Origin of the sequence: Methylobacterium sp. J-048 (assembly GCF_022829515.1) — a bacterium.
Lineage (GTDB): Bacteria > Pseudomonadota > Alphaproteobacteria > Rhizobiales > Beijerinckiaceae > Methylobacterium.
In genome coordinates, this window is record NZ_JAKSYL010000204.1 from 34,815 (window position 1) to 46,210 (window position 11,396).

Annotated in this window: 17 protein-coding genes and 1 pseudogene; 4 read left to right on the forward strand and 14 right to left on the reverse strand. The window is 67.1% G+C overall.

Annotated elements, in window-relative coordinates:
- Positions 1-21 precede the first annotated feature (21 nt).
- Together MKL09_RS20655 and MKL09_RS20660 are read right to left on the reverse strand one after the other, a co-directional pair.
- On the reverse strand, positions 22-663 hold the full coding sequence (locus MKL09_RS20655) for a Shedu anti-phage system protein SduA domain-containing protein (protein WP_244023246.1): 642 nt from the start codon (positions 661-663) through the stop codon (positions 22-24).
- Positions 663-938: a hypothetical protein gene (locus MKL09_RS20660; RefSeq protein WP_244023248.1), complete on the reverse strand. Its 276-nt coding sequence runs from the start codon at positions 936-938 to the stop codon at positions 663-665. Before MKL09_RS20660 ends, MKL09_RS20655 begins: the two co-directional genes overlap by 1 nt.
- Positions 939-1,181: 243 nt before the next feature.
- On the opposite strand from MKL09_RS20660, the gene cckA reads away from it, so the two are divergent.
- From cckA to MKL09_RS20680, 4 genes are all read left to right on the forward strand, one after another.
- The gene (cckA, locus tag MKL09_RS20665; RefSeq protein ID WP_244023250.1) at positions 1,182-3,914 is read left to right on the forward strand and encodes a cell cycle histidine kinase CckA; all 2,733 of its coding nucleotides are present in this window, start codon (positions 1,182-1,184) and stop codon (positions 3,912-3,914) included.
- Positions 3,915-4,107: 193 nt separating this feature from the next.
- Positions 4,108-5,175 (forward strand): recombinase RecA, encoded by a 1,068-nt coding sequence (gene recA, locus MKL09_RS20670; protein ID WP_409566958.1) that lies wholly within the window; start codon positions 4,108-4,110, stop codon positions 5,173-5,175.
- Between the two features lie 188 nt (positions 5,176-5,363).
- Positions 5,364-5,588 (forward strand): hypothetical protein, encoded by a 225-nt coding sequence (locus tag MKL09_RS20675; protein ID WP_244023254.1) that lies wholly within the window; start codon positions 5,364-5,366, stop codon positions 5,586-5,588.
- Positions 5,585-5,866: a type II toxin-antitoxin system RelE/ParE family toxin gene (locus tag MKL09_RS20680; protein ID WP_244023256.1), complete on the forward strand. Its 282-nt coding sequence runs from the start codon at positions 5,585-5,587 to the stop codon at positions 5,864-5,866. Before MKL09_RS20675 ends, MKL09_RS20680 begins: the two co-directional genes overlap by 4 nt.
- 43 nt (positions 5,867-5,909) lie before the next feature.
- Here the strand turns inward: MKL09_RS20680 and rpsQ are convergent, their stop codons facing one another.
- The 12 genes and pseudogenes from rpsQ to tuf all read right to left on the reverse strand — a co-directional run.
- A complete protein-coding gene (gene rpsQ / locus MKL09_RS20685) occupies positions 5,910-6,176 on the reverse strand; it encodes a 30S ribosomal protein S17 (RefSeq protein ID WP_244023258.1) in 267 nt (88 codons plus the stop codon).
- 21 nt (positions 6,177-6,197) lie between these two features.
- Positions 6,198-6,413, reverse strand: coding sequence for a 50S ribosomal protein L29 (rpmC, locus tag MKL09_RS20690; RefSeq protein ID WP_244023260.1), 216 nt, complete (start codon positions 6,411-6,413; stop codon positions 6,198-6,200).
- A gap of 12 nt (positions 6,414-6,425) precedes the next feature.
- Positions 6,426-6,839: a 50S ribosomal protein L16 gene (rplP, locus tag MKL09_RS20695; RefSeq protein WP_007569280.1), complete on the reverse strand. Its 414-nt coding sequence runs from the start codon at positions 6,837-6,839 to the stop codon at positions 6,426-6,428.
- A gap of 11 nt (positions 6,840-6,850) precedes the next feature.
- On the reverse strand, positions 6,851-7,591 hold the full coding sequence (rpsC, locus tag MKL09_RS20700; RefSeq protein WP_147853165.1) for a 30S ribosomal protein S3: 741 nt from the start codon (positions 7,589-7,591) through the stop codon (positions 6,851-6,853).
- 10 nt (positions 7,592-7,601) lie between these two features.
- Positions 7,602-7,988, reverse strand: a complete 387-nt coding sequence (gene rplV, locus MKL09_RS20705) for a 50S ribosomal protein L22 (RefSeq protein ID WP_147853164.1) — start codon at positions 7,986-7,988, stop codon at positions 7,602-7,604.
- A 1-nt stretch (position 7,989) separates the two neighbouring features.
- Positions 7,990-8,268, reverse strand: a complete 279-nt coding sequence (gene rpsS / locus MKL09_RS20710) for a 30S ribosomal protein S19 (protein ID WP_244023262.1) — start codon at positions 8,266-8,268, stop codon at positions 7,990-7,992.
- 5 nt (positions 8,269-8,273) lie between these two features.
- The gene (gene rplB / locus MKL09_RS20715) at positions 8,274-9,110 is read right to left on the reverse strand and encodes a 50S ribosomal protein L2 (RefSeq protein WP_244023264.1); all 837 of its coding nucleotides are present in this window, start codon (positions 9,108-9,110) and stop codon (positions 8,274-8,276) included.
- A 25-nt stretch (positions 9,111-9,135) separates the two neighbouring features.
- Positions 9,136-9,432, reverse strand: a complete 297-nt coding sequence (locus MKL09_RS20720; RefSeq protein ID WP_007569272.1) for a 50S ribosomal protein L23 — start codon at positions 9,430-9,432, stop codon at positions 9,136-9,138.
- Positions 9,429-10,049, reverse strand: a complete 621-nt coding sequence (rplD, locus tag MKL09_RS20725) for a 50S ribosomal protein L4 (RefSeq protein ID WP_244023265.1) — start codon at positions 10,047-10,049, stop codon at positions 9,429-9,431. Before rplD ends, MKL09_RS20720 begins: the two co-directional genes overlap by 4 nt.
- A complete protein-coding gene (rplC, locus tag MKL09_RS20730) occupies positions 10,049-10,786 on the reverse strand; it encodes a 50S ribosomal protein L3 (RefSeq protein ID WP_244023267.1) in 738 nt (245 codons plus the stop codon). The genes rplD and rplC overlap by 1 nt, the downstream gene beginning before the upstream one ends.
- Before the next feature lie 50 nt (positions 10,787-10,836).
- Positions 10,837-11,145 (reverse strand): 30S ribosomal protein S10, encoded by a 309-nt coding sequence (rpsJ, locus tag MKL09_RS20735; protein ID WP_007569268.1) that lies wholly within the window; start codon positions 11,143-11,145, stop codon positions 10,837-10,839.
- Between the two features lie 79 nt (positions 11,146-11,224).
- A pseudogene (gene tuf, locus MKL09_RS20740) lies at positions 11,225-11,396 on the reverse strand (elongation factor Tu); the annotation flags it as partial.

Here is an 11,396-nt window from a genome sequence, read left to right on the forward strand (position 1 = left end):
TCTGGGTATGTCCGCGACCCGTCAGGAGATTCCGGCATCCATCCTTCTGAGGCCGAGCCACCTGTCGAAGTCGCGATACAATTCGTCGAACGTCACGAGGATCAGCGTGAAGCTGTCGGCCTTGACCTTGTTGCGCCGCCACTCCCACCGATCCTTGCGGACCGAGGTCGATAAGGAGGTGGAGCGGCCGATGACGAGTACGCCCACGATATTGGGCCGCTCGCCGCCGAAGGCGTCCACGTAATCGGCGGTCTTGCGATAATGATCGAGCGCCCAGGTCCAATCGACGACTTGGCTGAATCCCTTCTCGAAGGCGCGCGCCCACGTATCGATACCGCGCTCACTCGCTTCAAAAATATGCCGGTCGGACGCGCCCTCGAACTCGATCAGGCAGATATTATCGGTCCCGGCGCGGCGGACGGTGAGATCGGTCCGGAAATGGGGGAGAATCCGGAACTCGCGCTTGATCAGATCGCCGATGCCCAGACGGGAATTGTACTGACCCATCAGGGCGCAGAGGTTGGGCCAGGTCTTGAAGTTGCCGAGCACCTGATCGCGCTCGGCAAGGTCGGCGTTGGTGTCGAGGAGGAGTCTGAATTCCGCGAGTTCGGCCTCCGCGTCCGTCAGATTGAAGACGTGGACGTCGAAATAGGGCTTCGCCATCAGTCTCGGGCGACGATCGAGGTGATGACGATCGCGTCGCCCTCGTTCTCGAAGAGCACGCGCAGATCGCCGGCAGGCGCGACGAAGGCGTTGTCGACCCCGACGATCTTCCTGACCTTCCCCTCGTCGAGCACGCTCGCCTTGATCGTCGCCAGCGCGGCTTCGGCCTGGGCCTTGTCGAAGGGATGCAGCGACGCAATCATGTTCGCTGCCGTGTTGCTGACGCGCACGCGCGGGCTGCCTGAGCCCGTTTCCTGTCGCCGTGCCGTGGCCATCGCCGACTCCCCCTGTCCTCGATATGCAAACACAATATGAGGTCTGCCGAGACGGCCGTCCATCGCGCCGGCGTGCCACGCCATATCCGAAGGCGCGGAAAAGCCACGCTTCCTCCACCTTTTTTCGCGAGGCTGCGCCAAGGCTTGGCGCGACACGACCGGCGCGACGAGAGTGGTGCCGTGCTGCCCGAGCCCTGCTATGGCCGGCGGGCCTAACCGGGTGATTGTTCTGGAATGATGCCGATGGCCGACGTCACTGGACCTCCGGCGCCCGTTACGGGCACGCAGATCTCGAATTCGCAGGGTAACGGCGCGATCGACCGCTCGGAGCAGCCGGGCCGGGTCGGGCTGCTGCTCGTGCTCGCGGGCCTGCTGGTCGGGGCCGCCATCGGCCTGTCCTTCGTGGCCAACGAGCAGGCGCAGTCGCTGATCGTCTGGCTGCTCGCCCTGCTGGCGATGGCCGGCGTGTTCTTCCTGTTCGCCCTGGCGATCGGGGCGCTCCAGCTCAGCGGCACCGCCACCCGCGACGACATCACCAAGGGCATCGTCGACGCCTCGCCGGACGGGGCGCTGGTGGTCGAGGATGGCGGCCGCCTGATCTACGCCAACGAGGCCTATCTGCGGGTGGCCGGGGGCGATGCCTTCTCGAACCTTGTGCCGGTGGAGCGCATCCTGGTCGGCTCGCCGGAGGTCTCGGAGGCGGTCTACCGCCTGTCGCAGGCGTCGCGCGATGGACGCGCGCACACCGAAGAGATCCGGATGTCGCCGCCGCTCGGGCCGCAGGCGCACGAGCGCGGCTTCGGCTGGTACCGGGTCTCGGTGCGTCCCCTGGCGCGCCCGCGCCGGGCCGCTTCGCTCTGGACGGTGGCCGACATCACCGCCGAGCGCGAGCGCCAGGAGAACGTCTTCCAGGAACTCCAGCACGCGATCGACTATCTCGACCATGCCCCGGCGGGCTTCCTGTCGATCGATCCGGCCGGCGCGATCGTCTACATGAACGCGACGCTGGCGGCCTGGCTCGGCTACGACCTGGCGAGCGTCGGCCCCGGCGGCCCGCACCTCACCGAGATCGCCCCGGAAGCCGACGTCCTGGTCCGCACCGCCGGCCTGCCCGGGGAGGTCCGCACCGACCGGTTCGACCTCGACCTGCGCCGCCGCAACGGCCACACCCTGCCGGTGCGGCTGTACCACCGGGTGGCGTTCGGCAAGGACGGCAAGCCCGGCTCGTCACGCACCTTCGTGATCAACCGCTCGGCCGGGGCCGAGACCGACGAGCCGCAGCGCGCGGCCGAGGTGCGGCTCGCCCGATTCCTCAACAACTCCCCGATCGCCATCGCGACCCTCGACCGGTCCGGCCGGATCGCCCGGGCCAACACCTCGTTCACCCGCCTGTTCGGCACGGTGCCGCGCCAGGCCGACGAGGGCGGCCCGGAGGGCGAGAGCAATCAGGGTGCCGAGCCCAACGTCGCCGACTCCGTGGTCGACCGTGCCTCCCTGGAGGCAGGCCTCGCCCGGGCCGCGAGCGGCCTGTCCGACCCGGAGCCGATCGAGGTCCAGCTCAGCGGCCCGGGCGGGCGCTCGGCGCGGCTCTGGCTCAGCCCGGCCGACAGCAGCGACGCGACCCAGAAGGCCGACGAGGCCGAGCGCGTCATCCTGTACGCCCTCGACACCACGGCGCAGCGGCAACTGGAGCAGCAGGTCGCCCAGGCCCAGAAGATGAACGCGGTGGGCCAGCTCGCCGGCGGCATCGCGCACGATTTCAACAACGTCCTGCAGGCGATCATCGGCTACTCGGACCTGCTGCTGGCGAGCCACCGGCCGACCGACCCGGCCTTCCAGGACATCATGCAGATCAAGCAGAACGCCAACCGGGCGGCGGGCCTCGTCCGCCAGCTCCTGGCGTTCTCCCGCCGCCAGACCCTGCGCCCGGAGGTGATGCATGTCGGGGAGGGGCTCTCGGAGCTGACCCTGCTGCTCAAGCGGCTGCTGGGCGAGCGCGTGACCCTGGAACTGAAGCACGGCCGCGACGTCTGGCCGGTGAAGGCCGACGTCAATCAGTTCGAGCAGGTGATCGTGAATCTCGCGGTCAACGCCCGCGACGCGATGCCGGACGGCGGCAAGCTGATGATCCGCACCGAGAACGTGACCGATCCGGGTCCCTCGGCGGCCGTGGAGGGACGCGGCGGCGCGCCGGCGGGCGACCACGTGCTGATCGAGGTGCGCGACACCGGGCAGGGCATCCCGGCCGAGCTGATGGAGAAAATCTTCGAGCCGTTCTTCACCACCAAGGAGATCGGCAAGGGCACCGGCCTCGGGCTCTCGACGGTGTTCGGCATCGTCAAGCAATCCGGCGGCACCATCGACGTGCAATCGAAGATCGGGGAGGGGACGGCGTTCCGGATCTACCTGCCGCGCCATATCCCGGTGGCCGAGCCGGAAGAGGCCGCGCCGGCAATTCCGGCCCTGCCGCGAGCCGACATGCCGGCGCCGGCCTCCGCGCGCTCGGCCAAGCCGAACGGCGAAGGCGAAGCCGCCAGGGCCGGCGCCCAGAAGAGTCCGGCTTCGGAGAAGCCGGCCCCGCGCAAGCCCGCGGCCGACCATACCGGACAGGGGACGATCCTGCTGGTGGAGGACGAGGATCCCGTCCGGGCGGTCAACAGCCGGGCGCTCTCGGCCCGGGGCTACACGGTGCTGGAGGCGGCCTCCGGCCTGGAGGCACTGGCGATCGTGCGCGAGGGCAGCCAGCCGATCGATCTCGTCGTCTCCGACGTGGTGATGCCCGAGATGGACGGGCCGACGCTGCTGCGCGAGGTCCGCAAGCACCAGCCGGACCTGAAGGTAATCTTCGTCTCGGGCTACGCCGAGGACGCGTTCCGCAAGAACCTGCCCGAGGGCGAGGCCTTCAACTTCCTGCCGAAGCCCTTCAGCCTGAAGCAGCTGGTCGAGACCGTGAAGAAGACCATGGCCGCCGACTGACATCGCGCCGGCATAACCCCGGTGGAGAACCTGCGCGCCGCCCCCGCAAGGGCGGCGTTCTCATATCTGCAGCCCTTGCCCGAATAGAACAAAACAGGTACACGTGTCTGGTGTTGACGCGCGTTGTGAATGGCGCGCAACCCCTTCATAAGGAGCCCGCCAGATGGCCCAGCCTGCATTGAAAGTGGTCGACATGCCCCCGGCGGACAAGGACAAGGATAAGTCCAAGGCAATCGACGCCGCCCTGTCCCAGATCGAACGCGCCTTCGGCAAGGGCTCGATCATGCGGCTCGGCAAGAACGACAAGGTGCAGGAGGTCGAAACGGTCTCGACCGGCTCGATCGGGCTCGACATCGCCCTCGGCGTCGGCGGCCTGCCCCGGGGCCGGGTCGTCGAGATCTACGGGCCCGAATCGTCCGGCAAGACCACCCTGGCCTTGCACACGATCGCCGAGGCCCAGAAGAAGGGCGGCGTCTGCGCGTTCGTGGATGCCGAGCACGCCCTCGATCCGATCTATGCCCGCAAGCTCGGGGTCAATCTCGACGACCTGCTGATCTCGCAGCCCGACACCGGCGAGCAGGCGCTGGAGATCACCGACACGCTGGTGCGCTCGGGCGCCATCGACGTGCTGGTGGTCGACTCGGTCGCCGCGCTGACCCCGCGGGCCGAGATCGAGGGCGAGATGGGCGAGAGCCAGCCCGGCCTCCAGGCCCGCCTGATGAGCCAGGCCCTGCGCAAGCTCACCGGTTCGATCTCGCGCTCGAACTGCATGGTGATCTTCATCAACCAGATCCGGATGAAGATCGGCGTGATGTACGGCAGCCCGGAGACCACCACCGGCGGCAACGCGCTGAAGTTCTACGCCTCGGTGCGCCTCGACATCCGCCGGATTTCGACCCTGAAGGACCGCGACGAGGCGATCGGCAACCAGGTCCGCGTCAAGGTCGTCAAGAACAAGGTCGCGCCGCCGTTCAAGCAGGTCGAGTTCGACATCATGTTCGGCGAAGGCGTGTCGAAGGTGGGCGAGCTGATCGATCTCGGCGTGAAGGCCGGCATCGTCGAGAAGTCCGGCGCCTGGTTCTCCTACAACAGCCAGCGCCTCGGCCAGGGCCGCGAGAACTCGAAGGGGTTTTTGCGCGACAACCCCGAGATCGCCGGCAAGATCGAAGCCTCGATCCGCCAGAATTCCGGCTTGGTCGCCGAGAAGATTTTGGAGAACGCCAAGCCGACCGAGGACGACCTCGACGAGGGCGAGGCTTAAGAGCACCTCACAAAACTCCCGGTTCCCGGGAGTGCTCCCTCTGCACGCGATGGTGCCGCGGGAATTTTGTGAGAGGCTCTGAGCCGCCCGCGTCTCCGACACTTGCCGCGCGGCATGGCGCGGACGACAATCAGCGGCTCCGGCGAGGAATTCGTCGGGGCCGTTCGTCGTTTGGGATGTAGCTGGCCGTGACCGACCTTCTGGAAAAGGCCGTCGAGACAGTCCGCCGGATGGCGCCGGAGGCGCAGGACGCTATCGCGCAAGCCATGCTCGACATGGCGCGCGTTGGAACTCAGGGCCAAGTCGACCCCGATCACCTGCAGGATGTGTTGGACGGACTCGACGAGATCGCACGCGGAGACATCGCCTCGCCCGACGAGGTCGAAGCTGCCTTCCGCCGTTTCAGAGCATGAAACTTGTCTACGCACGCCGTGCAGTCCGGCGTTTAGCGGACATCGCCGATTATGTTCGGGAGCGAAATCCGGGCGCCGCTGACGAGGTCGAGCGTGCGATCCGCGAAACGGCCGAGCTTCTCAGGCGCCACCCATTCGTGGGCCGAAGCGTGCGACCGGAGGTGCGAATCTTCGCAGTGCCCCGAATGCCGTATCTGATCTACTATCAGGTCGATGAGCGGCGGGAGGTCGTGACGATCGTCACGCTCCGGCACGCCGCACAGGACCGATTGGCCTAACGGACGGACGCAGACATCTCCGCGGCCGTCGAGAGAAGACAACTCAGGCAGCTTCGCCGGTCTCGGCAACCGCGGCAGCCTGGCCCTCGACCAGCTTCCAGGTCTTGGTCTTCGAGAAGGGGCGGCACTCCTCGATGAACACCGTCTGCCCGACCTTGGCGGCATTCGCCTCGTCATGGGCATGGTAGTTCTTCGAGCGGCGCACGGTCTTCTTCATCACCGGGTGGGTGAAGCGACGCTCCACCTTCACGACGATGGTCTTCTCGCCCTTGTCGCTGACGACGGTGCCCTGCAGGACGCGCTTCGGCATGGTGTTCTCCTGAGCCCTTCGTCAGCTCTTGGCGGCCTGCAGCGTCTTCGAACGCTGCAGGGTGCGGACGCGGGCGATGTCGCGGCGGACCTCACGGACGCGGGCGACGTTCTCGAGCTGGCCGGTGGCCCCCTGGAAGCGCAGGTTGAACTGCTCCTTCTTGAGGTTCAGCAACTCGTCACTCAGCTGATCCGGCGACAACGCCTTCAGATCAGACACTCTCTGGGTCGACTTCACGATAGCCTCCGTTCAGTCGGCGATGCGTTGGACGACCCGCGTACGGATCGGGAGCTTGGCGGCGCCGAGGCGCAGGGCCTCCTTGGCGATGTCCTCGGCAACGCCGTCGACCTCGAACATGATCCGGCCCGGGTGGACGCGAGCGGCCCAGTAATCCGGGGCGCCCTTGCCCGAGCCCATGCGGACCTCGGTCGGCTTCGAGGAGACCGGCACATCCGGAAACACCCGGATCCAGACACGGCCCTGGCGCTTCATCTCACGGGTGATCGCGCGGCGGGCCGCCTCGATCTGCCGGGCGGTGACGCGCTCAGGCTCCACCGCCTTCAGGCCGAACTGGCCGAAGTTCAGCTCGAAGCCGCCCTTGGCCGCACCGTGGATGCGGCCCTTGAACTGCTTACGGAAGCGAGTCTTTTTGGGTTGCAGCATGGCTTCCTACCTTACGCGTGCTCGCGGCGTCCGCGCTCGCGGCCGCCCTCGCCATCGCGCTCACGGCGTCCGCCGGAGCGGCCACCCTCTTCCTGGGCCTTCTTGTCCTGCGCCATCGGGTCGTGCTCAAGGATCTCGCCCTTGAACACCCACACCTTGATGCCGCAGGTGCCGTAGGTCGTGAACGCCGTGGCGGTGCCGTAATCCACGTCCGCACGCAGGGTGTGCAGCGGGACCCGGCCCTCACGGTACCATTCCTGGCGGGCGATCTCGGCGCCACCTAGACGGCCCGAGCAGTTGATGCGGATGCCCTCGGCACCCAGACGCATCGCCGACTGCACGGCACGCTTCATGGCACGACGGAAGGCGACGCGGCGCTCGAGCTGCTGGGCGATCGAGTCGGCCACCAGGGTGGCGTCGATCTCGGGCTTGCGCACCTCGACGATGTTGATGGTCACGTCGGCCTTAGTCATCGTGCCGACGAGCTTGCGCAGCTTCTCGATATCCGCGCCCTTCTTGCCGATCACCACGCCCGGACGGCCCGAGTGGATGGTGACGCGGCACTTCCGGTGCGGGCGCTCGATGACGATCTTCGAGACGGCGGCCTGCTTCAGCTGCTTCATGAGGGCGGCGCGGATCGCGACGTCCTCGTGCATCAGCTTGGCGTATTCGCCCTTGCCGGCGAACCAGCGGGAGTCCCAGGTCCGGTTGATACCGAGACGGAGACCGATCGGATTGACTTTCTGGCCCATGAGATCCTCCTTAAGCCGCTTCGGCCTGGCGGACTTCGCGAACCACGATGGTGAGGTTCGAGAAGGGCTTCAGGATACGCGCGCCGCGGCCGCGGGCACGGGCGTGGAAGCGCTTGAGCACGAGGGCCTTGCCCACGAACGCCTGGGTGACGACCAGATCGTCGACGTCCAGATCGTGGTTGTTCTCGGCATTGGCGATCGCGCTCTCGAGGCACTTCTTGACCTCGGTCGAGATGCGCTTGCGCGAGAACTGGAGCTCGGCCAGCGCCGTGTCGACCTTCTTGCCGCGGATCATCTGCGCCACGAGGTTGAGCTTCTGCGGGCTGACGCGCAGCATGCGCGCGACCGCCTTGGCCTCGTTCTCGGGGAGCGCGCGGGGGGTGGCTTGCTTGCCCATCTCAGCGCCTCTTCGCCTTCTTGTCGGCCGCGTGCCCGTGGAAGGTGCGGGTCGGCGAGAACTCGCCGAACTTGTGCCCCACCATCTCCTCGGAGACGTAGACCGGAATGTGCTTCTGCCCGTTGTGCACACCGAAGGTGAGCCCGACGAACTGCGGGAGGATCGTGGAGCGGCGGCTCCAAATCTTGATGACCTCAGAGCGCGCGGAGCCCCGCGCCGCTTCGGCCTTCTTGAAGAGGTAGCCGTCGACGAACGGCCCCTTCCAGAGAGAGCGTGCCATAGCGATTACTTCTTGCGGTTGTGGCGGCTGGACAGGATGAACACGTCGGTCCGCTTGTTGGACCGGGTCTTCTTCCCCTTGGTGGGCACGCCCCACGGCGTGACCGGGTTGCGGCCGCCCGAGGTACGGCCCTCGCCGCCGCCGTGCGGGTGATCCACCGGGTTCATCGACACGCCGCGGTTGTGCGGGCGCTTGCCGAGCCACCGGTTGCGCCCGGCCTTGCCGAGCGAGATGTTCATGTGGTCGGGGTTCGAGACCGCGCCGACGGTCGCGTAGCACTGACCGTGCACAAGCCGCTGCTCGCCCGAGTTCAGGCGCAGCGTCACGTAGCCCTGGTCGCGCCCGACGATCTGGGCGTAGTTCCCGGCCGAGCGGGCGATCGCGCCGCCCTTGCCGATCTTCAGCTCGACGTTGTGCACGATCGTGCCCACCGGCATGGAGCCGACCGGACCGGCATTGCCCGGCTTGATGTCGACGCTCTCGCCGGTCACCACCTTGTCGCCCGGCTGCAGACGCTGCGGGGCCAGGATGTAGCTCTGCTTCCCGTCGGGGAAGTTGATCAGGGCGATGAACGCGGTGCGGTTCGGATCGTACTCGATCCGCTCGACCGTCGCGGCGACGCCGGGCTGCTCGCGGCGCTTGAAGTCCACGTTGCGCAGCACGCGCTTGTGGCCACCGCCGCGGAAGCGGACCGTGATGCGACCCAGGTTGTTACGGCCGCCGGAGGAGCTCTTGCCCTCCGTCAGCGCCTTCACCGGCTTGCCCTTGTAGAGCTCACGGCGGTCGACGAGCACGAGCTGGCGCAGGCTCGGCGTGACCGGTTTGAATGTCTTCAAGGCCATCGGCTTGGATCCCTAAAACCCGTCCTCAGAGCCCGGTCGTGACGTCGATCGTGTGGCCCTCGGCCAGGGTGACGATCGCCTTCTTCACGTCGGAGCGCTGTCCGCGGAGACCGCGGAAAATCTTCTTCTTGCCCTTGGTCACGAGGGTGTTCACCGCCGTGACCTTCACGTCGAACAGTTTCTCGACCGCCTCCTTGATCTGAGGCTTGGTCGCCTTGGGGCCGACCCGGAAGACGACCTTGTTCTGCTCGGTCAGGTTCGTCGCCTTCTCGGTGATGACCGGGGAGACGATAATGTCGTAGTGGCGCGGATCGGCACTCATTTGAAACGCTCCTCCAGCGCGTCGACGGCGGCCTTGGTCAGGACGAGCGTGTTGCGGCGCAGGATGTCGTAGACGTTGATGCCCTGAACGGGAAGCACGTCGATCTGCGGGATGGCACGCGCGGCGCGGCCGAAATTCACGTCGACCTCGGCACCGCCGATGATCAGCGCGTTCGAGAGGCCCATCTTGCCGAAGCGCTCGATGAGACCCTTGGTCTTGTGATCCTCGATCTTGATGTCGTCGACGACGATCAGGGTCGAGGCCTTGGCCTTGGCCGACAGGGCGTGGCGCAGGGCGAGCGCACGGACCTTCTTGGGAAGGTCGTGGCTGTGGTCGCGCACGACCGGCCCGAAGGCACGACCGCCGCCGCGGAACTGCGGCGCCGAAGCCGCGCCGTGGCGGGCGTTGCCGGTGCCCTTCTGCTTGTACAGCTTCTTGCGGGTCCGGTTCACGTCCGAGCGGTTCTTCACCGCGTGGGTGCCGGCGCGCCGCTTGGCGAGCTGCCAGCGGACCATGCGCTGAAGGAGGTCGGCCCGCGGCTCAAGGCCGAAGATCTCCTCGTTCAGCTCGACCGAGCCGGCGCCGGCGCCGTCGAGAGTGGTGATATCGAGCTTCATCAGGCGGTCTCCTCAGCCGCAGGGGCCTCGGGGGCGGTCTGGGCGGACTCGGTGGCTGCACCGTTCTCACGGAACTTGCCCGGCAGCGGCACGTCGGCGGGGAGCTTGCGCTTCACCGCGTCGCGGATCTGGATCCAGCCGCCGGCGACGCCCGGAACCGCGCCCTCGACCAGGATCAGGCCGCGCTCGGGATCGGTGCGCACGACGCGCAGGTTCTGGGTGGTCACCCGCTCGACGCCGAGGTGACCCGGCATCTTCTTGTTCTTGAAGGTCTTGCCCGGGTCCTGACGGCCGCCGGTCGAACCGATCGAACGGTGCGAGATCGACACGCCGTGGGTGGCGCGCAGACCGCCGAAGTTCCAGCGCTTGATACCGCCGGCGAAGCCCTTACCCGTGGTGGTGCCCGTCACGTCGACGAACTGGCCCGGGATGAAGTGGTCGGCCGTGATCTCGGCGCCCACCGGGATCAGCGCGTCCTCGGACACGCGGAACTCGGCGATCTTCTTCTTCGGCTCGACCTTGGCGATCGCGAACCGGCCGCGCTCGGCCGCCGACACGTTCTTGACCTTGGCCTTGCCGACGCCGACCTGGAGGGCGACGTAACCATTCTTCTCGACGGTGCGGTGGGCCACCACCTGGCACTGATCGATCTTAAGCACTGTGACGGGGACATGCTCCCCCGCGTCTGTGAAGACGCGGGTCATGCCGACCTTCTGTGCGATGACGCCTGAGCGCATAGGTCTCTCCCTCGCGCGATGAAACGGTAAGCTCTAAATCCCGGCGGGACTTAGAGCTTGATCTCCACGTCCACGCCGGCGGCGAGGTCGAGCTTCATCAGCGCGTCCACGGTCTGCGGCGTCGGATCGACGATATCGAGCACCCGCTTGTGCGTGCGCATCTCGAACTGCTCGCGCGACTTCTTGTCGATGTGCGGCGAGCGGTTGACGGTGAACTTCGCGATATGCGTCGGCAGCGGGATCGGACCCCGGATGGTGGCGCCGGTACGCTTGGCCGTGGAGACGATCTCCTTGGTCGACGCATCGAGGATGCGGTGATCGAACGCCTTGAGGCGGATGCGGATGTTCTGACCGTTCATAATCCTGAAACCTTGAGAGGGACGGCGGGGGGTGCGAGGACCTGTCCCCGCCGCGCCCTGCTAAGGATGCTATCCTGGCTTAGTCGTTGATGGCGGCGACGACGCCGGCACCGACGGTGCGGCCGCCCTCGCGGATGGCGAAGCGCAGCTTCTCCTCCATGGCCACCGGCACGATCAGCGTGACGTCCATGGTCACGTTGTCGCCCGGCATCACCATCTCGGTGCCTTCCGGCAGCTCGCACACCCCGGTC

Excerpts from the sequence above, each read along its gene's own strand:
- MKL09_RS20655 (WP_244023246.1), bottom strand. The coding sequence starts at position 663 with ATGGCGAAGCCCTATTTCGACGTCCACGTCTTCAATCTGACGGACGCG.
- MKL09_RS20660 (WP_244023248.1), bottom strand. The coding sequence starts at position 938 with ATGGCCACGGCACGGCGACAGGAAACGGGCTCAGGCAGCCCGCGCGTG.
- cckA (WP_244023250.1), top strand. The coding sequence starts at position 1,182 with ATGGCCGACGTCACTGGACCTCCGGCGCCCGTTACGGGCACGCAGATC.
- recA (WP_409566958.1), top strand. The coding sequence starts at position 4,108 with ATGCCCCCGGCGGACAAGGACAAGGATAAGTCCAAGGCAATCGACGCC.
- MKL09_RS20680 (WP_244023256.1), top strand. The coding sequence starts at position 5,585 with ATGAAACTTGTCTACGCACGCCGTGCAGTCCGGCGTTTAGCGGACATC.
- rpsQ (WP_244023258.1), bottom strand. The coding sequence starts at position 6,176 with ATGCCGAAGCGCGTCCTGCAGGGCACCGTCGTCAGCGACAAGGGCGAG.
- rplP (WP_007569280.1), bottom strand. The coding sequence starts at position 6,839 with ATGCTGCAACCCAAAAAGACTCGCTTCCGTAAGCAGTTCAAGGGCCGC.
- rpsC (WP_147853165.1), bottom strand. The coding sequence starts at position 7,591 with ATGGGCCAGAAAGTCAATCCGATCGGTCTCCGTCTCGGTATCAACCGG.
- rplV (WP_147853164.1), bottom strand. The coding sequence starts at position 7,988 with ATGGGCAAGCAAGCCACCCCCCGCGCGCTCCCCGAGAACGAGGCCAAG.
- rpsS (WP_244023262.1), bottom strand. The coding sequence starts at position 8,268 with ATGGCACGCTCTCTCTGGAAGGGGCCGTTCGTCGACGGCTACCTCTTC.
- rplB (WP_244023264.1), bottom strand. The coding sequence starts at position 9,110 with ATGGCCTTGAAGACATTCAAACCGGTCACGCCGAGCCTGCGCCAGCTC.
- MKL09_RS20720 (WP_007569272.1), bottom strand. The coding sequence starts at position 9,432 with ATGAGTGCCGATCCGCGCCACTACGACATTATCGTCTCCCCGGTCATC.
- rplD (WP_244023265.1), bottom strand. The coding sequence starts at position 10,049 with ATGAAGCTCGATATCACCACTCTCGACGGCGCCGGCGCCGGCTCGGTC.
- rplC (WP_244023267.1), bottom strand. The coding sequence starts at position 10,786 with ATGCGCTCAGGCGTCATCGCACAGAAGGTCGGCATGACCCGCGTCTTC.
- rpsJ (WP_007569268.1), bottom strand. The coding sequence starts at position 11,145 with ATGAACGGTCAGAACATCCGCATCCGCCTCAAGGCGTTCGATCACCGC.